The following is a 21427-nucleotide window of genomic DNA, read 5'->3' on the forward strand; positions in this document are numbered from 1 at the left end:
CACGGCCCCGGCCCTCGGCGTCGGGCGGGCGTGCGAGACTTTGCCTCGTGAGTGCCAACGCCGGCCCCTCGGGCCACCAGCCGACCGCCCCCCGCGACACCGTCGAGAACTCGGCCTTCCTGAAGGCGTGCAGGCGTGAGCCCGTGCCCCACACGCCGGTGTGGTTCATGCGGCAGGCCGGGCGCTCGCTCCCCGAGTACCTGAAGGTGCGCCAGGGCATCGGGATGCTGGAGTCGTGCATGCGGCCCGAGCTGGTCACGGAGATCACCCTCCAGCCGGTCCGCCGGCACCACGTGGACGCGGCGATCTACTTCAGCGACATCGTCGTCCCGCTCAAGGCCATCGGTATCGACCTCGACATCAAGCCCGGTGTCGGCCCCGTCGTCGAGAAGCCGATCCGCAGCCGCGCCGACCTCGCCCAGCTCCGCGATCTGACCCCCGAGGACGTCTCGTACGTCACCGAGGCGATCAGGCTGCTCACCGCCGAGCTGGGGGAGACCCCCCTCATCGGCTTCGCCGGCGCCCCCTTCACCCTCGCCAGCTACCTCGTCGAGGGCGGCCCGTCCCGGACGTACGAGAACGCCAAGGCGATGATGTACGGCGACCCCGAGCTCTGGGCCGACCTGCTGGACCGGCTCGCCGTGATCACCTCCGCGTTCCTCAAGGTGCAGATCGAGGCCGGGGCCTCCGCCGTCCAGCTCTTCGACTCCTGGGCCGGCGCCCTCGCCCCGGCGGACTACCGCCGTTCGGTGCTGCCCGCCTCCGCGAAGGTCTTCGACGCCGTCGCCGGGTACGGCGTCCCGCGCATCCACTTCGGTGTCGGCACCGGTGAGCTGCTCGGCCTCATGGGCGAGGCCGGCGCGGACGTCGTCGGCGTCGACTGGCGCGTCCCGCTCGACGAGGCCGCCCGCCGCGTCGGCCCCGGCAAGGCGCTCCAGGGGAACCTCGATCCGACGGTCCTGTTCGCCGGCACCGAGGCCGTCGAGACCAAGACCCGCGAGGTCCTCGACTCGGCCGCCGGACTGGAGGGCCACATCTTCAACCTCGGCCACGGCGTCATGCCCAGCACCGACCCGGACTCCCTGACCCGCCTCGTGGAGTACGTCCACACGCGGACGGCGAAGTAGTACCCCGGCTCACCAGCCCGGCCGCGCCCGTCTGCCGAACAGCAGGCCGCGCGGCTCGGGCGGGGGCGGGGTGCCGGGGCGCAGGGGCCACGCGAGGATCATCCCGGCCACGAAACCGACGAGATGCGCCGCGTACGCCACCGTGCCGACCTCGGAGACGCCCTCGCCGGACGAGTAGACGGCCTGGAGCACGAACCAGGAGCCCAGCACCAGCCAGGCGGGCAGTCTCAGCGGCAGGAAGACCAGGAACGGCACGAGGACCCAGACCCTGGCCCTCGGATAGAGCACGAGATACGCGCCGAGGACCCCGGCGATCGCCCCGGACGCGCCGATCAGCGGGTCGGCGGAGTCGGCGTTGAGGAAGGCGTACCCGTACGACGCCGCGTAGCCGCAGGCCACGTAGAAGAGCGCGAAGCGGATGTGGCCCAGCCGGTCCTCGATGTTGTTGCCGAAGATCAGCAGGAACAGCATGTTGCCCAGCAGGTGCAGCCAGCCGCCGTGCAGGAACAGCGCGGTGAGGACGGACAGCGCGGGCGACTTGTCGTAGCCCGGCGGGCCCAGCGCGCAGCCGCCGGAGGGGGCGAGCCCGCCGGTGGGCACCAGCTGCGGCAGCTGATGCCGGATCAACTCCTGCGGCACCACCGCGTACCGCTCCAGGAACGCCTGGGTGTGGCACAGCCGGGCCAGTTCGCTGTCGCCCGGTACGGAACCGGCGAGGCCCGGCATGAAGACGAAGACGAAGACGCTCGCGGCGATGAGCGCGTAGGTCACATAGGGCGTGCGGCTCACGGGGTTCACGTCATGGACGGGGATGACCACACCGGACTTGTGCCCTGGATACGGGGCCGGAACCGGATGCGCCGGGGGTCCGTGCGGCCCGGGCGCGGGGCCGGTGAACGGGCGGGGCGGATGGTGCGTATGACTCCTCAACCGCGGATCTACGTATCTACGTGAGGAACAGGCGATGAACGACCGAGTTGCCCCGGCGATGCACGCCACCCCCGATGGTGAGGCCGAACTCTCGCTGGTGGTACGGCTGTCCTGGGAGGACGTGGCCGCGCTCGGCCAGGAGGCCGGGCGGCTGGCCGCGCGGATGCAGCGGCCGGTGACGCTGGACGAGGCGGTCAGTCATCGGTTGCGGTCGGCCCGGCCGGCGGCGGCGCACGCGAAGCCGGCTGGGGCGGCGCCGACGGCGCCGCCCGCGGTGACGTCTGCCGTGACGTCGGCGGCGTCCGTGTCCTCGTTGCCGTCGCGGCCCCCGGCGGATCAGGCTCGGCAAGCCATCGACCGGATCACCGGTACGTCGGCCATGTAGCGGGGAGATCCAGAGACCGGGGGGGCGCCGTGGGGGTGCTGTGCGTTGCCGGGTGCGGGTGCGTCGTGGCTGGTCGCGCAGTTCCCCGCGCCCCTTAGAAGCCTGGGGTGCGGCCCTTGTCGCCAGGCGTCCCCATCAGGACGTTCCCTTCCTCACCGCCGTCGTCGCCTTTCTCGCCGCCACCAGGATCGGGTCCCAGACCGGGGAGAAGGGCGGGGCGTAGCCGAGGTCCAGGGCGGTCATCTGTTCCACCGTCATACGGGCGGTCAGGGCCACGGCCGCGATGTCGACGCGCTTGCCCGCGCCCTCCCGGCCGACGATCTGGACGCCGAGGAGGCGGCCGGTGCGGCGTTCGGCGAGCATCTTGACCGTCATCAGGGCGGCCCCGGGGTAGTAACCGGCGCGGCTGGTGGACTCGATGGTGACGGTGACGTAGTGCAGGCCCGCGCGGGCGGCGTCCTTCTCGCGCAGACCGGTGCGGGCGATCTCCAGGTCGCAGACCTTGCTGACGGCGGTGCCGACGACACCGGGGAAGGTCGCGTACCCGCCGCCGACGTTGGCGCCGATGATCTGGCCGTGCTTGTTGGCGTGGGTGCCCAGTGGGATGTGGCGGTGGACGCCCGAGACCAGGTCGAGAACCTCGACGCAGTCGCCGCCGGCCCAGATGTTCTCGTGGCCCCGTACCCGCATCGAGAGGTCGGTCAGCAGCCCGCCGTGGTCGCCCAGCGGCAGGCCCGCCGCCTTCGCGAGCGACGTCTCCGGGCGTACGCCGATGCCCAGGACCACCACGTCCGCCGGGTACTCGGCGTCCTCGGTGACCACCGCGCGGACCCGGCCGTCGGCGCCGGTGCGCAGGGCGGTCACCTCGGCGTCGTCGACCATGGTGATGCCGAGGCCCTCCATGGCCCGGTGCACCAGGCGGCCCATGTCCGGGTCCAGCGTGGACATGGGCTCCTGACCGCGGTTGACGACCGTGACCTCGTACCCCCGGTTGATGAGCGCCTCGGCCATCTCCACGCCGATGTAGCCCGCGCCGACGACCACCGCGCGCCGCCCCTCGGTGGCCTTCAGGGTGTCCAACAGGGCCTGGCCGTCGTCCAGGGTCTGCACGCCGTGCGCCCCGGGGGCGTCCATGCCGGGCAGGTCGGGGCGGATCGGGCGGGCGCCGGTCGCGAGGACGAGCTTGTCGTACGCCGTCCAGGACTCGGCGCCGGAGTCGAGGTCCCGCGCGCGGACGCGGGAGCCCTCGACGTCGATCTCCACGACCTCCGTCCGCATCCGCAGATCGATGTCGCGGGCCCGGTGCTCCTCGGGCGAGCGGGCGATGAGCCGGTCGCGCTCGGGGACGTCGCCGCCCACCCAGTACGGGATGCCGCACGCGGAGTAGGAGGTGAAGTGCCCCCGTTCGAACGCCACGATCTCCAGTTCGTCGGACCCTCGCATCCGGCGGGCCTGCGACGCGGCGGACATGCCCGCCGCGTCGCCCCCGACGACCACCAGGCGTTCCCTCGAACGTTCTTCAGCGCGGCTCATGTTCATGGGAACACGCTACGGCGGTCCCGCATTTCAGGATCGCGTCACTCCCGCTCCTCCTGCTCCTCCCGCTCCTCCTCCTGGCCCGGAGCGGCCCCGACCGCGGCGGGGCGGGGGGCGCGGGTCCGGGTGACGCGGAACCACACGAGCAGGGCGAGGGCCGTGAGGAGGGCGAAGGGGAGGATCGCGGCGAGGGCCATGGCCAGCCAGCGGAACACGGCGACGAACGCGTTCCAGCCGCCCGCCAGCGCGTCCATGAAGCCGGGCTCCTCGTCCTTCTTGTCGGCCTTCTTCACCGCCGTCTCGGAGAGGGAGAGGGTGATGGTGGCGAGGCTCGTACGGTCCTTCAGCGACTTCTGCTGGGCGAGCAGCGCCTCCAGGTCGGCCTGACGGGTGCTCAGCTCGCCCTCCAGGGTGACCACGTCACCGAGCTTGGTCGCCCGGTTCATCAGCTCGCGGATACGGGCCACGCTCGCCTGCTGCGTCTTGATCCGGCTCTCCACGTCCACGACCTGGTCGGTGACGTCCTGGGCCTTCGTCTTGCGCTCGATCAGCTCCCCGGTGCCCTCCAGCGCGCTCAGGACCTCCTCGTACTCCTCGGCGGGCACGCGCAGGACGACCCGGGTGCGTTCGCGGTCCTTGCCGTCGCGGGTGGTGGACTCGTCCCCGACGTACCCGCCCGCGTTCTCCACGGCGGTGCGGGCCTCGCCCAGGGCCTTCGGCACGTCCTTGACGCGCACGGTCAGGGTGGCGGTGCGGATGATGTGACTGGACGCGATGCTCGGCGGCACGTCGGCCGCCTTGCCGTCGCTCGTGTCCTCGGCGGCCGCCCCCTCCTGCTGCCGGACCGCCCCGGCGTCGGCCTTGCTCTGCGCCTCCGCGCCGCTGCTCAGACTCGCCGCGTCGTCACCGCCGCCGCTGCACCCGGTGAGCGCCAGCGCGGCGGCGAGGAGGAGAGCGGCCAGGGTTCCTGCGGGACGCCGGGAGCGTCGTATGTGTGTTGCGGCCATGTGCGGCGTACCCCCCGAGGGTCGTGGCAGGCCTGTGTGCCTGCCGTGCTGACGTTTCTTCGACGCCGGAGGGGACCGGAACGTTGGCGGGACCCGGTCCCGAAGCGGTCACGGTCGGGACTCGGAGGGGCCACGTATCCGCGGGGGCCGGTGAACGGGCCGGTGAACGGGCCGACGGCGTGACTGTCAGTGACATCTGAGAGGGTGGAGCCATGAGCGGATCACGTACGGGTGTCGGGCGCTACGCAGGGCGCGACAGCGGGCCCGACGCCGGGCATGTCGTCGTCATCGGGGCCGGGATCGCGGGGCTGGCCGCCGCGCACGGGCTGCTGGACCGGGGTGCGAGAGTGACCGTCCTGGAGGCCTCGGACCGGGTCGGCGGCAAACTGCTGCCCGGCGAGATCGCGGGCGCGCGCGTCGACCTCGGCGCCGAGTCGATGCTGGCGCGCCGCCCCGAGGCGGTCGCCCTCGCCCGTGAGGTGGGCCTCGCCGACCGGCTCCGGCCGCCCGCCACCGCCACCGCCTCCCTGTGGACCCGGGGCGCCCTGCGGCCCATGCCCAAGGGGCACGTCATGGGTGTCCCCGGCACCGCCTCCGCCCTCGCGGGGGTCCTGTCAGCCGAGGGCCTGGCCCGGATCGAGCGGGACGCCGACCTGCCGCGCACCGAGGTCGGCGACGACGTGGCGGTGGGGGAGTACGTGGCGGCCCGCCTCGGCCGCGAGGTCGTCGACCGCCTGGTGGAGCCGCTGCTCGGCGGTGTCTACGCCGGTGACGCGTACCGCATCTCGATGCGTTCGGCCGTCCCCCAGCTCTTCGAGGCCGCCCGGACCCACACCTCCCTCACCGAGGCCGTCCGGGGCATCCAGGAGCGCGCCGCCGCCTCCCGGCAGACCGGGCCGGTGTTCATGGGCATCGAGGGCGGCATCGCGCAACTGCCGCTCGCGGTCGCCGAGTCGGTGCGGGGGCGCGGCGCCGAGATCCGCACCCGGACACCCGTCACGGAGCTGCGCCGCGAGGCCGGCGGCGGCTGGCGCGTCGTCACCGGAGGCACGGGGAGCGGGGCCGGCCCCGACGCCCGTGTCCTGCGCGCCGACGCCGTGATCGTCGCCGTCCCCGCCCCGGCCGCCGCCGGTCTGCTGCGCGCCGAGGCGCCCGAGGCCGCCGCCGAGCTGTCCGGCGTCGCGTACGCGTCGATGGCCCTGGTCACCCTCGCCTACCGCCGTGCCGGCCTCACGCTCCCCGAGGGCAGCGGCTTCCTGGTGCCGCCGGTCGACGGCCGCACCATCAAGGCGTCCACGTTCTCCTCCCGGAAGTGGGGCTGGATCGCCGACGAGAACCCCGATCTGCTCGTCCTGCGCACCTCCGTCGGCCGGTACGGCGAGACGGCGATCCTGGAGCGCGACGACCCCCACCTCGTGGAGGTGTCGAGAACCGACCTGCGCGAGGCCACCGGCCTGACGGCCACCCCGCTGGAGACCCGCGTCACCCGCTGGGACGGGGGCCTGCCGCAGTACCCGGTCGGCCACCACGCGCGCGTGGCCCGCGTCCGCGAGCACGTCGGCAGGCTGCCCGGCCTCGCGGTCTGCGGGGCGGCGTACGACGGCGTCGGCATCCCGGCCTGCGTCGCGAGCGCCACGGCCGCCGTCGACCAGATCCACGGCGACCTGCGCGCGGTGCGCGAGCTCACCGCCCACCCGGTGCAGAGCCTGCACGGGGGAGCGGGAGAATAGGCACCATGAGCGACGACGCCCCCACCACCGAGTCAGGCCGTATCCCGAACAAGGGCAAGCTGGCCAAGGACCTCAACGAGGTCATCCGCTACACGCTGTGGTCCGTCTTCCGGCTGAAGGACGTGCTGCCGGAGGACCGCGCGGGCTACGCCGACGAGGTCCAGGAGCTGTTCGACCAGCTCGCCGCGAAGGACGTGACGATCCGCGGTACGTACGACGTGTCGGGCCTGCGTGCCGACGCCGACGTCATGATCTGGTGGCACGCCGAGACCGCCGACCAGCTCCAGGAGGCGTACAACCTCTTCCGCCGTACGAGGCTGGGCCGCGCCCTGACGCCGGTGTGGTCGAACATGGCGCTGCACCGGCCCGCCGAGTTCAACCGCTCGCACATCCCGGCGTTCCTGGCGGACGAGACCCCGCGCGACTACGTGAGCGTCTACCCCTTCGTGCGGTCGTACGACTGGTACCTCCTCCCGGACGAGGACCGCCGCCGGATGCTCGCCGACCACGGCAAGATGGCCCGCGGCTACCCGGACGTCCGCGCCAACACGGTCGCCTCGTTCTCGCTGGGCGACTACGAGTGGATGCTCGCCTTCGAGGCCGACGAGCTGTACCGCATCGTCGACCTCATGCGGCACCTCCGCGCCTCGGAGGCCCGGATGCACGTCCGCGAGGAGGTCCCGTTCTACACGGGCCGCCGCAAGTCGGTGGCCGAGCTGGTGGCGGGCCTGGCGTAGCGCGGCTACCCGCGCTCCTCGGGGGGCAGGGGCGCGGGCCGTGCCGCGCACGCGGCACGCCGCTCGGGCACCCGCCCCTCCAGCAGGTAAGCCTCCAGGTACCCGTTGACGCACTTGTTCGTGCCGCTCGCGACCCCGTGGTTCCCCGCGTCCCGCTCGGTCACCAGCACCGACCCCCACAGCCGCCGGTGCAGTTCGATCGCCCCCTCGTACGGCGTGGCCGCGTCCCGCTCGGCCGCGAGGATCAGCGTCGGCGGCAGCTCACCGGGCCCGGTGCGTACGTCGAGCGGGCGCTGACGCGGCCCGGTCCAGTACGCGCACGGCAGGTTCGTCCACACGTTGTCCCAGGTCTCGAAGGGCGCGGTGCGCGCGAGCCGGGTGTTGTCGCGGTCCCAGGTCCGCCACCGCGTCGGCCAGGCCGCGTCGTTGCACTCGACGGCCGTGTAGACGGCCTTGGTGTTCTCCTGCTCGACGGCCGCCTCCGGGTACGGCCCGGCGATCTGCACGAGCGGCTTGGCGTCGCCCTTCAGATACGCGGAGAGCGCGAGGGCCCGCTGCGGCCAGTGGTCGTCGTAGTACGCGGCCTGGAGGAACGCGCCCTGCAGCTGTCCCGGCCCGACCTTCCCGCCGGCGGGCCGCACGGCGAGCCGGGCCGCCGCCCGTTCGTAGCTCCGCAGCACCTGCTCCGGGGTGTCGCCGAGCCCGTACACCTTGTGGTGCCGGGCGATCCAGGCCCGGAGGTCCGCCCAGCGCCCCTCGAACGCCGCCGACTGGTCGAGGTTGTTGCGGTACCAGATCTGCTCCGGGTCCGGGTTCACGGCCGAGTCGAAGACCATCCGGCGGACGTGCGAGGGGAACAGCGCCGCGTACAGGGCCCCGAAGTACGTGCCGTACGACGAGCCCATGAACGTCAGCCGGGGCTCGCCGAGCGCGGCCCGCAGGACGTCCAGGTCACGGGCGTTGTTGAGGGAGTGGTAGTGCCGCAGCGCGCTCCCGCCGCGCCGCGCGCACCCCCGCGCGTACGCCTTGGCGCGGGCGATCCGCTCCTTCTTGTATGCCTCCGAGGGGTGCGTCGGCGCGGGCGAGGGCCCCCGGTGGAGGCGCTTCGGGTCCTCGCAGGACAGCGGCGCCGAGCGCCCGACCCCGCGCGGGGCGTACCCGACGAGGTCGTACGCGGCGCCGATCCGCTTCCACCCCGGGAGGTGGCCGACGAGCGGATAGAACATGCCGGAGGCGCCGGGGCCGCCCGGGTTGAGCACGAGCGCGCCCTGCCGGGCGACCTTCCGCCCCCGGGCGTCCTTCCCCTTGGCCCTGATCCGGCTGACGGTCAGGGAGATCTTCTCGCCACCGGGCCGCGCGTAGTCGAGCGGCACCTCGACCGTCCCGCACCGCACCCCGTCCGGCAGGCCCTCCACCGCCGGGCACTTCCCGAACCGGATGCGCTGGTCGGGGGTCGGAGCGGCGGGAGCGGCCGGGGCGGCTGGAGTGGCCGGGGCGGCGGCGAGGCCGCTCAGCAAGAGCGCCCCTACAGCCCCGTAGAGAACGGCAGTTCGCATGGCAGTCCCTCAGTCCCTCCGAAGCCCGACAGCGACAAAAGGATGGTTCGTGCGATAAGGGGCAAATGTAAAGCACCGGCCGCCCGTGTGTTCCGCCGCCCGTGCCGTGTACTACCGCTGCTCGAACGCCGCCCGCAGCTCGGGGGACTCCACCGCCCCCACCCCCCACACGGCCACGGAGACCAGGTCCGCCACCTCGCCGCCGCCCCGGCCCACCACCGCGCCCAGCACCCGCAGGCCCTCCGGCGAGGCCCACCGGGTGCCCGGCGGTCCCTCGATCCGTGCGATGACCAGGCAGCTGAGGGTCAGCACCAGCGGCAGCGCGAACCACAGCGCGACCAGCACCCGCTGCTCCTCGAAGCCCTGCGAGGGCAGCATCAGCGCCAGCGCCCCCAGACCGCACACACCGAGCGCGGCGCCCCGCACCTGCGTGACCGCGTCGGCCACGCCCGTCCGCGAGGCCTCCGGCACGGCCAGCCCCGCCGCGACGAGCCGGTCGGAGAGCCGCCGTACGGAGTCCGCGGTGGCGGCGGTCCGCCGTACGGGTGCGATCCGGGACTGGCCGCCGGGGCCTATCGCGCCTATGACGGACCGTTCCATCTCGTCCCGCCCGTCCGGGTCCACGACGGTCGCCCAGCCGGTGTGGGCGAGCAGGAGCCGGCGCTGCCGGGCCATGGAGACGAGGGTGAGGTCGGCGACACGCGCCGGGCCGCCGGACAGGAACGCCGCCTCGTACAGCGTGAGCCGGTGGCAGTGGTGGACGTGGTCCGGGCGGACGGCGGCGGTGTCGGCCGCCGCCGCCCGCAGCGAGGTCAGACAGAGTCGGGCACAGGACACGCCGGCGGCGGCCCAGGCCAGGAGGAGGAAGAGGACCCAGAGCATGGCGTGTTTCTATGCGCCGGCCCGGGGCGGCGGCGGGCGATGACCGTAATCCGGAGGGAACGTTCCCGGTCTCGTCCGTTTGTTCACCGTTGCGGGCCGCAATTGCCAGGCGCGGCGGCTAACCGCCGTCCTCCACCGGTCCGTTGGCGGCCGGGGGCAGGGCGTAGCGCGACGGCGACGCGGAGGGCGCCGGCGTCGGGGTGGCCGGGACGGGTGACGGGGTCACCGGGACCGGGGAGCCGGGGTCGTTCGGCGGGACGGGCGGGGCCGGGGAGTTGGTGAGGGGCGGGGCGCTCGCGGAGACGGTGTCGCGGGCGATCGCGTCGTAGTCGACGAGCCCGGTGGCCTCCAGGACCTTGATGTGGTCCAGGACCGTGGTGTTGGCGTCGTCGGCGAGGTCGCGGACCAGCGAGTTGCGCGTGGTGGCGCGGACCTGGGCGACGACGGAGAAGACCTTGCCGTGCGCCAGGCGCAGGATGTTGGCGAACTCCCGGTCGTACTCCTGGCCCCGGGCCGCGGTGAGCGTGTCCAGCCAGCCCTTCTGCTGGTCGGTCGGCTGGTTGGGTAGCGGCACGCCGAGGCGCGCGGCGACATTGCGGACCCGGGCGTCGAGGAAGGTGTGCCCCTTGATGAGGTGCTCACCGGCGACCCGTACGGCCTCGGTGGTGCCCTTGGTCTCGGCCTGCTGTCCGGCGGGCAGTTCCCACAGCCCCGCCAGGCGGACCTTGGTGATGAAGTCCCGGTCCAGGGCGGACAGCGCGCCGTACCGCGTCGTCACGGTGGTCGCGTTGAGCACGCTCGCGCCGGTGCCGGAGCGGTCCGCGTACGACCAGACCGGGAAGACCAGCGCGACGAGTGTCGCCGTCAGTCCGGCGACGATGAGTCCTGTGCCACTGAAAAGTCCCCTTCTGCCCCTGGTGGTTCGCATGGCGCCTCCTGCTCGCGGCACCGCACGCTAATGCGCTCTGGGTGCTGATCGGCCTGCCGAACGGCATGTTACTGCCCGGTCTACGCCAACTGCCGTATGCGGAGGAACGGTTGAGGAGGGGACAAAGTGCGCCGGACGGTGTACGCGAAGGGGTGGGCGAATCATGTCGGAACGGGGCACAAACGACAGCAAACCCGTGTGGGGGGCACGGGTTTGTTAATCGCAGCACATCGGGGGCGAACACCCCGGCTCAACGGCGTAGCAGCACCCTGCGCGTCGCGCGGGCCAGCCGCGCCGTCGGGCGCTGCGAGAGCGGCGCGGGGCCCGAGCGCTCGAGCCACCACCGGCGGACCGCGCGGAGCACGTCCGCGTCGTCGGGGCGCCCGGTGAGCAGCACATGCTCGGCGAAGGAGAGCGCGTCCCGCCGGTAGCCGTCGGTCATCGGGTGGCCCTGCGCGTAGGCCACGAACGTCGGCCGGTACGACGATCCGAGGATCTCCGGCAGCTCCGGTGCCACCTTCGCCACGACGTCCGCCCGCTTGGCGGCCAGCGCCCGCGCCTGCACGCCCAGCCGCACCCGGTCGAACCCCTCGGGCACCGGTGTCCCCGCGACCAGCGCGGACAGCAGCGCGGCCTGCGCGAGCCCGAGCCGCTGCCGGGCGACCGGCTCGGCCTCCTCGACGGGCGCAGGCTCGGCCTCCTCGACGAGACTCCCGGGGCCCCGCACCTCGGCCTTCTCCAGCACCCCCCGGATCGCGTCCAGCTCCCGCTCCAGCTCACCGGGCTCGGGGAAGTTGTCGTCGCGCTCCAGGAGGACACCCGGCGGGGTCACCCGGGAGGTGAGGTCGGCGAGGATGTCGAGGACCGGCTGGGGGACGGGGTGGGCATGGCTGTCGTGCCAGACCCCGTCACGCTCGAAGCCGCCCGCGACATGGACGTACGCGATGGCCTCGACCGGCAGCTCGGCGAGCGCCTTCGCCGGGTCCTCGCCCCGGTTGACGTGGTTGGTGTGCAGGTTCGCCACGTCGATGAGGAGGCGGACGCCGGTGCGGTCGACGAGGTCGTAGAGGAACTGCCCCTCGGTCATCTCCTCGCCCGGCCAGCTGATGAGGGCGGCGATGTTCTCCAGCGCGAGCGGCACGGGCAGCGCGTCCTGGGCGATCCGGACGTTCTCGCACAGCACGTCCAGGGCGTCCCGGGTGCGTGGCACCGGCAGCAGGTGCCCGGCCTCCAGCAGCGGCGAGGCGGTGAGCGCGCCCCCGGCCCGGACGAACGCGATGTGCTCCGTCACCAGGGGGGCGCCCAGAGCCTCCACACGCTCCGCCAGGGAGCGCAGGCGCTGCTCGTCGGGGCGGTCGGCGCCGCCGAGACCGAGGGAGACGCCGTGCGGTACCACCGTGACGCCGCGCTCCCGCAGCCGCAGCAAGGATGCGTCGACATGACCGGGACAGACGTTCTCGGCGACGACCTCGACCCAGTCGACACCGCCCGCCGTCCCGGCCATGCGCTCGACGGCGTCGGCGATCTCCGGCCGCCACCCGATGCCCGTCCCCAGCGTCCCCGACGCCGCCCACGTGCTCGACGCCCCTGCCTGCCCCACCCGTGCGGTCTGCGCGATCTGCCCCATCGTCTCTGCCCCCTCCTCGGTCACGTCGGTCACGGCTGCACCAGGACCCTGTGTGTCTCCCTACGGCGGACCTGTGTTCCGGCGTGCCGGAGTGATGGCCCCGGCAGCGGGGCCCGAACCCCGTGGAGGGGACCTTCAGAGCAACATTTGAGCTTTCCGCCCGAGCCGTCGAGCCCGGCGCTACTGGACCTGAACCGTGCCCTGGTCCTTGTTGATCTCCTCCGGGTCCGGACGGCCGGTGGGAACCGGACTGTTGTTGAAGGGCGACGGGGTCGACTTCACGTCCGGGTTGGTGGACGGCACGGCCGGAGGCGCGGCGGGCGGCACCTGACCGGGGACGGGTGCCGGCGGGCCGGTCGGGCTCGCGGTGCCGCTGACCGAGTTGTCGGCGATCGTCGCGAAGTCGACCTCTCCGGTCTTCTCCAGGATCGTGATGTGGTCCAGCACGGTCTGGTTGGCGTCGGAGGCCAGCTGGCGGATCAGCGTGTTGCGGGTGGAGTTCCGCACCGAGGCGATCGCCGGGAAGATCTTGCCGTGCGCGGCCCGCAGCAGGTTCGCCCAGGTCTTGTTGTACTCGGCCTCGGTCTTGCTGGCCGTCATCTGGTCCAGCCAGCCCTGCTGCTCCGCCGTCGGCTGGTTCGGCAGCTCGACGCCCAGCTTCGCCGCGATGACCCGCGAGCGCTTGTCGAGGTCGGTGTGGCCCACGATCAGGTGGTCGGCGGCCTCTCGGACGGACGCGCTGCCGCTGCGCTCCAGTGCCTGCTGCCCGGCGGGCAGCTCCCACAGTCCCGCCAGCCGCACGCGGATGAGCAGGTCGCGGTCGCCGGGGGTGAGCGGACCCCACTGCGTGGTCACCGTGTCACCGGTGAGCGCCGCCGCGGCCGTGGCGTTGCGGTTGGGGTACGAGTAGAAGATGGGGTAGGCGACCGCGGTGAGTGTGCCGGCGATCGCCAGGGCGACGAGGACAGAGCCCTTGGAGCGTCGCAAAAGAGCCTCCCGGAGGAAACCAACTGATCGTTGGGGACTGAACGTTGCGGGGGTGCGGGTGATGACCGCGGGGTGTGCCCGGTCCTGGACCGCGGCCCGGGGCGGGTGCCCGGGGCGCCGTCGGGGCCGCGTCAGATGGTGCCGTTGGCGATCGCGTCGAAGTCGACCTGGCCGGTCTTCTCCAGCACCGTGATGTGGTCGAGCACGGTCTGGTTGGTGTCCGAGGCCAGCTGGCGCACCAGGGTGTTCTCGGTCATGTTCCGTACCGCCCCGATGGCCGGGAAGATCTTGCCGTGCGCGGAGCGCAGCAGGTTGGCCCAGACCCGGTCGAACTGGTCGTCGGTCGCGTTGTCCATCTGCGCGAGGAAGCCCTGCTGCTGTTCGTTCGGCACGTTCGGCAGCTCGACGCCCATCTGGGACGCCACGGCCCGCACTCGCTCGTCGAGGTCCTTGTGGCCCACGATCAGGTGGTCCGCCGCCTCGCGGACCTCCGGGCTCTTGGACCGCGCCATCGCCTTCTCGGCGGCGGGCAGTTCCCACAGCCCGGCCAGCCGGACACGGATGATGAGGTCACGGTCGGACGCCGTGAGCGGACCCCACTGGGTGTTCACCGAGCTGGCGGCCATGTTGGCCTGGGCGGTGCCGGAACGGTCTGTGTAGGACCACATCGGGAACGCCAGCGCGCCGACGGTGACGACGAGAGCCAGGCCGGCGTAGACCGAACCGTTGAGACGAGGCAAAGTGATCCTCCCGGATGATGCCAACTGGTCGTTGGGGCAGTTGCTTGGCCAGTACCGGGAAGTACGCGTGGGGCGGCGGAGTTGTTCAACGTTCTTTGAGCGGGCTGAGAACGACGTGCTCAGGACGTGTTCTGGGCGTGTTCAGGACGTGCTCAGGCGGACACGAGGCGCCCTCTCAGCCCCGCAGCGGCCGATGGTCCGCGATCACCGTGACGGAACCGGCGGCGATCTCCGTGAAGCCCGCGTCGCGGACGACCGGGAGGCCGGCCGTGGTGAGGGTCCGCCAGTGGGCGGCAGCGGCGGTGCGGACGGCGAGCGGGAAGCCCGCGTCCCGCCAGGCGGCGCGGGCCGTGGCGTCGAGGTCCCACCAGGCGAGCTGGGCGCCGTGACCGGCCTGGGCCATCGCCTTGCCCGCCGACATGGCGACCTCCGGGTTCAGCCAGAGCACCGGGGCGGCCGGGTCGGCGTCGGACGGCGGCTCCGGGTCGTCGAGGTCCGTGCCGGAGACCTGGAGGCGGGCCAGGTCCTTGGGCCAGCCGTCGAGGGGGACCGGCGGGAAGACGCGCACCTCGGCCGACTTGCCCGCCACCGTGATCCCCGGCAGCGCCTCGGCCCGCCGCCACTCCGCGCCGCGCGCCCGCCGGACCACTTTCCGGATCCGGGCGTCCTGCCAGCTCCGCATCGCCTCGGCCCACTCCCCGTCACCGAGGGCCCGCGCGTCGCTCAGCATCACCAGCACGGCCCGTGCGGCGGTCTCCAGCGCGTCCGTACGCGCCGGGGGCGAGGTCTTCTCGATCCGCGCGACCAGGGGCAGCACGAACTGCGGCGCCTCGTCGCGGGCGGTCCGCTCGTCCCGGAAGGGGCTGTCCTGGCCCGTTCGGCCGTCCTGTGTGGGATCACTGGTGGTCACAGGCCCAGTCTGCCAGGCGGAAGACCCGTTCCCGGGACAGGTGCTCGTCCGCCTGTACGAGGATGGGGGCATGGAACGTGAGTTACTGCTGAGGCTGGAGGGTGTCGGCCGCCGCTACGGCCTCCGGGGCGACTGGGTGCTGCGCGATGTCGACCTGGAGATCGCCCCCGGCACGCTGACCCGGGTCGAGGGCGCGAACGGCACCGGCAAGTCGACGCTGCTGCGCGTCCTCGCCGGGCTCGACGCGCCCACCGAGGGCCGGGCCACGGGCCGCCCGCGCACGGCGTACGTCCCCGAACGCTTCCCCGCCGCGCTGCCGTTCACCGCCGCCGAGTACCTCACCCATCTCGGCGCCGTGCACGGCCTGGACCGCCCGGCCGCCGCCCGCGCCGCCGCCGAGTGGCTGGAGCGCTTCGGGGCCGCCGAGTACGCCCGTACGCCGATGGGGGAGCTGTCCAAGGGCAGCAGCCAGAAGGTCGCCGTCGCCCAGGCCCTGCTCGCCGCACCGGAGTTGCTCGTCCTCGACGAGGCGTGGACCGGCCTGGACGCCGACGCGCGCGAGGAACTGGAGCGGGTGGTGGGGGAGCGGACCGCCTCCGGTGCCGCCGTGGTGTTCGTCGACCACGACCCCCGGCGGCTGGCCGGGGCGCCGGACGCGACGTACGCGGTGGTGGACGGCGCGCTCGAACTCCGGGTGCCGCAGAGCGACTCGGCGGTCTCCGTGGTCGTGGAAGGGAGGGGGGCGGCTGATGCCCAAGTTCCGGAGGAGGTGCGGAAGGTGGTGACGGGCGTCGAGGAAACGGCGTACGGCACCCACCGGTTCACGGTCCCGCAGGACGGTTCCGACGAGCTGCTGCGGGCGTTGCTGGACGCCACGCCGCCGTGGCACGTGGTGAGTGTGACGCCCGTGCCCGCGCCTGTGCCGCTGCCCGAACCGCGACCGGAAGCGACACCGGAACCCGAACTGGAGCGCCCCTGATGACCGCCCTCCTCCGCTACCAGGCGGCGCTTCTCGTCCGCTCCCAGCGCTGGCTGCCGCCCGTCATCCTCTACGCGGCGTTCCTCGCCATCGGTGTGCAGAAGGGGCAGCCGGTGCTCGACTCGCTCGGCTACACGGCCGCCGCGCTGCTGCCCGTCTCCGCCTGGCTGATGCGGATCTGTGTCACCAACGAGCCGCCCGCGGCCCGCAGTTGCACGGGCGCGGCGGCCGGTCCCGGCCGGGCGCACCTGGCCTGCGTCCTGGTCGCGTTCTCGGCGTCGGCGCTCCTCGGCACGGCGGCCACGGTCCTCGTCACGATCATCAGCGCTCCCACCAGCACGGACCACCAGACCCGGGTGGAGTCGCTCCCTGCGGGCGGCGCCGGCCTGCTGGCCGCGCTCGTCTGCGCCCTCCTCGGCACGGCGGTCGGCGCGCTCACCAACTGGCCGCTGCTGCGCTCCCGGGGCCGGGCCGTCCCCGCGCTCCTGCTGGGCGCGCTGCTGGCGCTGGTGGTGGCGGGTTCCCCGGCGCGGGCGGCGGTCACGGCCCTGGTCGACGGCTCCCGGCACGCGACGGTCCCGGTGCCCGTGCTGCCCCTGCTCGCGGCCGGGCTCCTCGCGGCGGCGGCCACGGCCGTGGCCTGCGCCCTGACGACCCGCCGCTCAGCCTGAACAGGCGTTCCGCTCCGCCTCCCGCCACTCGCACACCGGGCACAGCGTGATCCCCTTGTGGGACTCCGGATACTCGGTGGGCTCCTGGCACAGGACGCACGCGGCGAAGGGCGGGCCGTCGGCGGCGACCTCCGCCGGGGTCGAGGCCGATTCCGTGGTGGTTTCGGTGCCGCAGTAGTCGCTCATAGGTCCAGCGTAGAGCGACGGGGCCGGGGCCGGCCGAGGGCTCAGGGCGCCGTCGCCGTGGTGGCCCCGACCAGGTCCGACACCTTCACGAAGCGGTACCCGCGCGCCCGGAGCACCGGCACGATCTTCCGTACGGCCTTCTCCGTGACCGGGGCGCCACTCCGTGTGCAGTGCATGACCACGACCGACCCCGGCCGCACCCCGTCCAGCACCTCCCGCACCACGTCCTCGGCGTCCGTCGCGAACGCGTCCCCGCTCACCACGTCCCACTGCACGGCCGTCACCCCGGACGCGCTGAGGTTCCGCAGCGCGCGACTGTCGTAGCAGCCGCCGGGGAACCGGAAGTACGGCATCGGGTCCCGCACGCCCGCCTCGTGGAACACGCGGTACGCCCGCTCCAGATCGGCCCGCATCCGCCCCGGCGCCATCGTCGGCAGGCCGTGGCAGTCCGCGGTGAAGGCGTGGTGGCTGTACGAGTGGTTCGCGACCTCGAACAGGGGGTCCCGGCCGATCGACCGCGCCTGGATCGGGTACTCCTCGACCCACCGCCCCGTCAGGAACACCGTGGCCGGAACCTTCAGCTGCCGCAGCGCGGCGATCAGCTCCGGGTTGTCGAAGCGTTCCCCCTCGGCGGCCCGCTCCCCCTGCTCCACGGTCATGTCCGCGTCGAACGTGAGCGCCACGGTCTTGTCACCACGGCTCCGCAGCCCGTGCTCGAACACGGGGGTCAGCCCGGCCGGGCCCGGTGCGAGCGTGGGCGGCCGTGACGAGGTGACCGCCGTGGGGCTCGCGCTGGCGTTCACGATGCGCGTCGAGGGCCGCGTGCCGCCGCAGGCGCTGAGGGCGGCGCCGAGCGCGCAGAGCGCGGCCAGCGCGGTGATTCTTCGTACAGGTCTGATCACCGCATGAACGTACGGCGAGGGGGTCGACGGATTACGGAACGTCCGGCCCGAAGTCACCCGCCTGGGCGATGAAGGGGGCCCAGGAGGAGGGGGTGAGGGCCAGCGCGGGGCCGGTGGGGCGCGTGGAGTCGCGGACGTGGATGGTGGTGGGGGAGGCGGCGACTTCTACGCAGTCGTCGCCCTGGGTGCCGCTGTAGGTCGACTTCCGCCAGGGGAGTGCGATCTCTACGCAGTTGTCGCCCTGGGCGCTGCTGTAGGTGCTCTTGCTCCAGGAGAGTTCGGACCTGGTCATTACGCTCCTCGCATTCGCTCCAGCAGGCTCTCGGAGTCGGCCGGGCTGAGAGCCTGCGAGCGCAGTGTCGCATACCGCTGGTTGAGCAGGCGTGCCTCTTTCCCGTCGGAGATCAGCCGACCGGTCTGCTGCCCTTCGGAGTACGCGAGTCGGCGCCCGTCCGGCAACTCGACGAGTCGCACGGAACCGTCGAGACAGGCGTGATGCCTGCTGCTCAGCGGCATGATCTGGACCACCACGTTGCGGAGGCGCATCTGCTCCAGCAGATGGTCGAGCATCGCGCGCGTGACCTCCGGCCCGCCCAACTCCCGCCGGATAACGGCCTCTTCGATGATGAAACTGAACGATGTGTTGGGGCGCTCGCGGAGCAGCCGCTGCCGATCCATGCGAGCCGTCACCTGGGCTTCTAGTTGTTCGTCGGCCAGGGGCGGGATGCTCTCGCCGAACACTGTCCGCACGTACTGCTCCGGCTGCAACAACCCTGGCACCAACCGGCACTCGTACGTACTCAGGCTGACCGCTTGGCCTTCCAGCTGGGCCCACTTCCTGAACCACGACGCCAACCCCGGCTGTCGCGAAAGATGTTTCGCCGCCCTCAGCAACGCCCCCGTGTTCCCCAGCACCCGGTCCGCCCGCTCCACGAACACCTCGTCCGCCATCCGCCTCCCCAGCTCGATCGAGGCGACCGTATGCACGCTGAACGCCACCAGCGGCGCGAACTGCTCTCTCGTGTAGCCGTGATGCTCTCGCAGCGCCTGTACGAACGCCCCGAACGTCTTCAGACTGTCGGACGGGTCCGGCTCCCAGTCGACACTCACGCTCGGCCACCTCCAGATGAGTCGGATCTCCCCACGATCAACTCACCCAGAGTCACGAATGGTTACGCGTACTGTCCATCGAACGCACGTGTACGGCGCCGGGCCGTACACGTGCGTGCGTGGTGTCCGTCAGGTGCGACGCCAGGGCCCCGTCACCGCGAACGTCGTACCGGGGGTGTAGCAGTTGACGTACATCGTCTCGCCGTCGGGGGAGAAGGTGACGCCCGCGAACTCGCCCCATTCGGGTTCCTCGGCGGTGCCGATGTTCTGGGCGTTGCGGGCCATGGCGTAGACGTCGCCCTTGCGGCTGACGCCGTAGACGTGCTGGGCGCCGTTGCCGTCCTCGCAGACCATGAGGCCGCCGGAGGGGGCGAGGCAGATGTTGTCGGGGGATTCGCCGGGGAGTTGGAGGTCGGTGTCGGGGCCGAAGGCGATGACCAGGGTGAGGGTGCGGTGGTCGGGGTCGTAGCGCCAGATCTGGCCGTAGTGGTCGGCGGCGGAGCCGTCCGCGCTGCGGGCGAAGGAGGAGACGAAGTAGACGCACCGGCCGCCCCAGTAGCAGCCTTCGAGCTTCTGCGCGTGGGTGATGCCGCCGGGGCCGAAGTCCTGGTGCCGGATGGCGGTCCGGGCGGCGAGGGGGTCGGGGACGTCGACCCATTCGATGCCGTCGAAGCAGGCGCCGGGGTCCTGGATGGGGGAGAGGTCGGGGACGCCGGGGACGCGCATCGCCTGGAGGCGGCCACCCGCGCGCAGTGAACCGAGGCCGCCCTTGGGCTTGTCGGGGAGGAAGCGGTAGAAGAGGCCGAAGGGCTTCTCGAAGGCGTCCTCGGTCTCGTAGACGACCCCTCGCTTCGGGTCGACCGCGATCGCCTCGTGCTGGAAGCGGCCCATCGCGGTGAGGGGGACGGCGCCCGAGCGGTGCGGGTCGGCGGCGTCGACCTCGAAGATGAAACCGTGGTCCTTGGTGTAGCCGTTGGTGCCTGCCTTGTCCTCGGTCTCCTCGCAGGTCAGCCAGGTGCCCCAAGGGGTGGGCCCGCCCGCGCAGTTGACCGCGGTGCCGGCGATGGCGACGCGCTCGGAGAGGACCTTGCCGCGGGCGTCGAGCGTCAGCGACGTACAGCCGCCCTTGCCCATCGGGTCGTAGGTGAGGCCCTCGATCGTGGGGACCGGGATACGGCCGTTGTGGCGGTTCTCGTGGTTGCGGACGAGGTGGACGCGTCCGTGGCGGCCGGGGAAGGCGGACATGCCGTCGTGGTTGCTGGGGACCGGGCCCTCGCCCGAGCGGAGGGGATCGCCCTCGCGGGAGAGGACGCGATAGCGGAAACCTTTCGGCAGGTCGAGCAGGCCGTTCGGGTCGGGGAGGAGGGGGCCGTAGCCCCCGGAGTGGCCGAGAGGGCTCTGCGCGGACGACGTGCCCGCGAAGAGTTCGGACAGGGTTCCGGTGAACGCGATGCCTGCGATACCCGCGCCCGAGCGGGCGAGGGCCTGACGGCGGGTCACTGACATGGGGGGACCTTCCTGTTGGCGGACAGGATGTGACCCGCCTGTGTGTATCACGCGGTCAACGTCACGTGAACCACGCGCGTAGAGGGACGGGGGAGGAGTCGTGGGGGTGTCACTCGGTCGGAGGGGGCGGCGTCGGAGGTGGGGACGAGAGCGGGCGTGGGGTGTCCGGTGGGGGGCCTGCCTGGGCGCGTTCCAGGAAACGCAGGAGTTCCACCGGGAAGGGGAGCACGAGGGTCGAGTTCTTCTCGGCGGCGACCGCCACCACCGTCTGCAGCAGGCGGAGTTGGAGGGCGGAGGGGGTGTCGGCCATCTCCTTGGCCGCCTCCGAGAGCTTTCTCGACGCCTGGAGCTCCGCGTCCGCGTTGATGATGCGGGCGCGGCGTTCGCGGTCGGCCTCCGCCTGGCGGGCCATGGAGCGTTTCATCGTGTCGGGGAGGGACACGTCCTTGATCTCCACCCGGTCGATGGTGACGCCCCACTCCACGGCGGGGCTGTCGATCATCAGCTCCAGGCCCTGGTTGAGCTTCTCGCGGTTGGAGAGGAGGTCGTCCAGATCGCTCTTGCCGATGATCGAGCGCAGGGAGGTCTGGGCCATCTGGGAGACCGCGAAGCGGTAGTCCTGGACCTGGACGAGCGCGTTCGCCGCGTCCACGACCTTGAAGTAGACGACCGCGTCGACACGGACGGTGACGTTGTCGCGGGTGATGCCCTCCTGGGCCGGGACCGGCATCGTCACGATCTGCATATTGACCTTGTGGATGCGGTCGATACCGGGGACGACCATGGTGAAGCCCGGGATTCTGGGGTCGCCGCGCAGACGGCCGAGACGGAAGACCACGCCCCGTTCGTACTGTTTGACCACTCGGGCGGCGGCCGCGACATAGACGACGGCGGCGGAGCCGACCGCCGCGGCGGCGATGAGCAGGGATTCCAGCATGACGACCCCCTTGAGTCGCCCCGTATCCGTGGGATTACCACGATATGTCGGGGG

The 21427-nt window shown here is 72.5% G+C and carries 22 protein-coding genes; 6 read left to right on the forward strand and 16 right to left on the reverse strand.

Annotated features, from left to right (window positions below):
• Positions 1-47 precede the first annotated feature (47 nt).
• Complete coding sequence (gene hemE / locus J8M51_RS23575) at positions 48-1127, forward strand: uroporphyrinogen decarboxylase (RefSeq protein ID WP_086759399.1); 1080 nt, start codon at positions 48-50, stop codon at positions 1125-1127.
• A gap of 9 nt (positions 1128-1136) precedes the next feature.
• Here the strand turns inward: hemE and J8M51_RS23580 are convergent, their stop codons facing one another.
• On the reverse strand, positions 1137-1946 hold the full coding sequence (locus J8M51_RS23580) for a rhomboid family intramembrane serine protease (RefSeq protein WP_086759401.1): 810 nt from the start codon (positions 1944-1946) through the stop codon (positions 1137-1139).
• 145 nt (positions 1947-2091) lie between these two features.
• Here J8M51_RS23580 and J8M51_RS23585 point away from each other — a divergent pair, with 145 nt between their 5' ends.
• The gene (locus J8M51_RS23585) at positions 2092-2442 is read left to right on the forward strand and encodes a hypothetical protein (protein WP_179203275.1); all 351 of its coding nucleotides are present in this window, start codon (positions 2092-2094) and stop codon (positions 2440-2442) included.
• Between the two features lie 135 nt (positions 2443-2577).
• Here the strand turns inward: J8M51_RS23585 and J8M51_RS23590 are convergent, their stop codons facing one another.
• Complete coding sequence (locus J8M51_RS23590; protein WP_086759402.1) at positions 2578-3981, reverse strand: FAD-dependent oxidoreductase; 1404 nt, start codon at positions 3979-3981, stop codon at positions 2578-2580.
• 38 nt (positions 3982-4019) lie between these two features.
• Entirely contained in the window at positions 4020-4985 is a 966-nt protein-coding gene (locus tag J8M51_RS23595) for a DUF4349 domain-containing protein (RefSeq protein WP_086759404.1), read from the reverse strand.
• 212 nt (positions 4986-5197) lie between these two features.
• Here J8M51_RS23595 and hemG point away from each other — a divergent pair, with 212 nt between their 5' ends.
• Together hemG and hemQ are read left to right on the forward strand one after the other, a co-directional pair.
• Positions 5198-6715 (forward strand): protoporphyrinogen oxidase, encoded by a 1518-nt coding sequence (gene hemG / locus J8M51_RS23600; protein ID WP_086759406.1) that lies wholly within the window; start codon positions 5198-5200, stop codon positions 6713-6715.
• A 5-nt stretch (positions 6716-6720) separates the two neighbouring features.
• A complete protein-coding gene (hemQ, locus tag J8M51_RS23605; RefSeq protein WP_086759407.1) occupies positions 6721-7452 on the forward strand; it encodes a hydrogen peroxide-dependent heme synthase in 732 nt (243 codons plus the stop codon).
• Between the two features lie 5 nt (positions 7453-7457).
• On the opposite strand, the gene J8M51_RS23610 is transcribed toward hemQ, so the two are convergent.
• The 7 genes from J8M51_RS23610 to J8M51_RS23640 form a co-directional block, all read right to left on the reverse strand.
• On the reverse strand, positions 7458-9008 hold the full coding sequence (locus tag J8M51_RS23610) for an alpha/beta hydrolase (RefSeq protein ID WP_086759409.1): 1551 nt from the start codon (positions 9006-9008) through the stop codon (positions 7458-7460).
• 111 nt (positions 9009-9119) lie between these two features.
• Positions 9120-9890 carry a TIGR04222 domain-containing membrane protein gene (locus tag J8M51_RS23615; protein WP_086759410.1) on the reverse strand — a complete coding sequence of 257 codons (771 nt, stop codon included), beginning with the start codon at positions 9888-9890 and terminating at the stop codon, positions 9120-9122.
• Between the two features lie 118 nt (positions 9891-10008).
• Positions 10009-10818 (reverse strand): DUF4142 domain-containing protein, encoded by an 810-nt coding sequence (locus tag J8M51_RS23620; protein WP_267299444.1) that lies wholly within the window; start codon positions 10816-10818, stop codon positions 10009-10011.
• 250 nt (positions 10819-11068) lie between these two features.
• Positions 11069-12478: a DUF692 domain-containing protein gene (locus J8M51_RS23625; RefSeq protein WP_398856725.1), complete on the reverse strand. Its 1410-nt coding sequence runs from the start codon at positions 12476-12478 to the stop codon at positions 11069-11071.
• A gap of 147 nt (positions 12479-12625) precedes the next feature.
• Positions 12626-13432 (reverse strand): DUF4142 domain-containing protein, encoded by an 807-nt coding sequence (locus J8M51_RS23630; RefSeq protein WP_086765024.1) that lies wholly within the window; start codon positions 13430-13432, stop codon positions 12626-12628.
• 131 nt (positions 13433-13563) lie between these two features.
• The gene (locus J8M51_RS23635; RefSeq protein ID WP_086765021.1) at positions 13564-14172 is read right to left on the reverse strand and encodes a DUF4142 domain-containing protein; all 609 of its coding nucleotides are present in this window, start codon (positions 14170-14172) and stop codon (positions 13564-13566) included.
• Between the two features lie 175 nt (positions 14173-14347).
• Positions 14348-15082 (reverse strand): peptidyl-tRNA hydrolase, encoded by a 735-nt coding sequence (locus tag J8M51_RS23640; protein WP_086765018.1) that lies wholly within the window; start codon positions 15080-15082, stop codon positions 14348-14350.
• A gap of 70 nt (positions 15083-15152) precedes the next feature.
• Here J8M51_RS23640 and J8M51_RS23645 point away from each other — a divergent pair, with 70 nt between their 5' ends.
• Positions 15153-16061, forward strand: coding sequence for an ABC transporter ATP-binding protein (locus J8M51_RS23645; protein ID WP_179203578.1), 909 nt, complete (start codon positions 15153-15155; stop codon positions 16059-16061).
• Entirely contained in the window at positions 16061-16732 is a 672-nt protein-coding gene (locus J8M51_RS23650; protein ID WP_179203577.1) for an ABC transporter, read from the forward strand. Before J8M51_RS23645 ends, J8M51_RS23650 begins: the two co-directional genes overlap by 1 nt.
• Here the strand turns inward: J8M51_RS23650 and J8M51_RS23655 are convergent.
• The 6 genes from J8M51_RS23655 to J8M51_RS23680 all read right to left on the reverse strand — a co-directional run bounded on the left by J8M51_RS23655 (position 16724) and on the right by J8M51_RS23680 (position 21373).
• Positions 16724-16918 (reverse strand): hypothetical protein, encoded by a 195-nt coding sequence (locus J8M51_RS23655; RefSeq protein WP_086765015.1) that lies wholly within the window; start codon positions 16916-16918, stop codon positions 16724-16726. The two genes, J8M51_RS23650 and J8M51_RS23655, sit on opposite strands and share 9 nt — an antisense overlap.
• A 41-nt stretch (positions 16919-16959) precedes the next feature.
• On the reverse strand, positions 16960-17820 hold the full coding sequence (locus J8M51_RS23660) for a polysaccharide deacetylase family protein (protein WP_216586488.1): 861 nt from the start codon (positions 17818-17820) through the stop codon (positions 16960-16962).
• A 31-nt stretch (positions 17821-17851) separates the two neighbouring features.
• Positions 17852-18112 (reverse strand): DUF397 domain-containing protein, encoded by a 261-nt coding sequence (locus J8M51_RS23665; RefSeq protein WP_267299445.1) that lies wholly within the window; start codon positions 18110-18112, stop codon positions 17852-17854.
• Positions 18112-18930 carry a helix-turn-helix domain-containing protein gene (locus J8M51_RS23670; protein ID WP_256964501.1) on the reverse strand — a complete coding sequence of 273 codons (819 nt, stop codon included), beginning with the start codon at positions 18928-18930 and terminating at the stop codon, positions 18112-18114. The genes J8M51_RS23665 and J8M51_RS23670 overlap by 1 nt, the downstream gene beginning before the upstream one ends.
• 129 nt (positions 18931-19059) lie before the next feature.
• Positions 19060-20436 carry a PhoX family protein gene (locus J8M51_RS23675; protein ID WP_267299446.1) on the reverse strand — a complete coding sequence of 459 codons (1377 nt, stop codon included), beginning with the start codon at positions 20434-20436 and terminating at the stop codon, positions 19060-19062.
• Between the two features lie 109 nt (positions 20437-20545).
• Positions 20546-21373 (reverse strand): slipin family protein, encoded by an 828-nt coding sequence (locus tag J8M51_RS23680; RefSeq protein ID WP_267299447.1) that lies wholly within the window; start codon positions 21371-21373, stop codon positions 20546-20548.
• Positions 21374-21427: the final 54 nt, after the last annotated feature.

It is taken from the genome of Streptomyces griseiscabiei, from assembly GCF_020010925.1.
Classification (GTDB): domain Bacteria; phylum Actinomycetota; class Actinomycetes; order Streptomycetales; family Streptomycetaceae; genus Streptomyces; species Streptomyces griseiscabiei.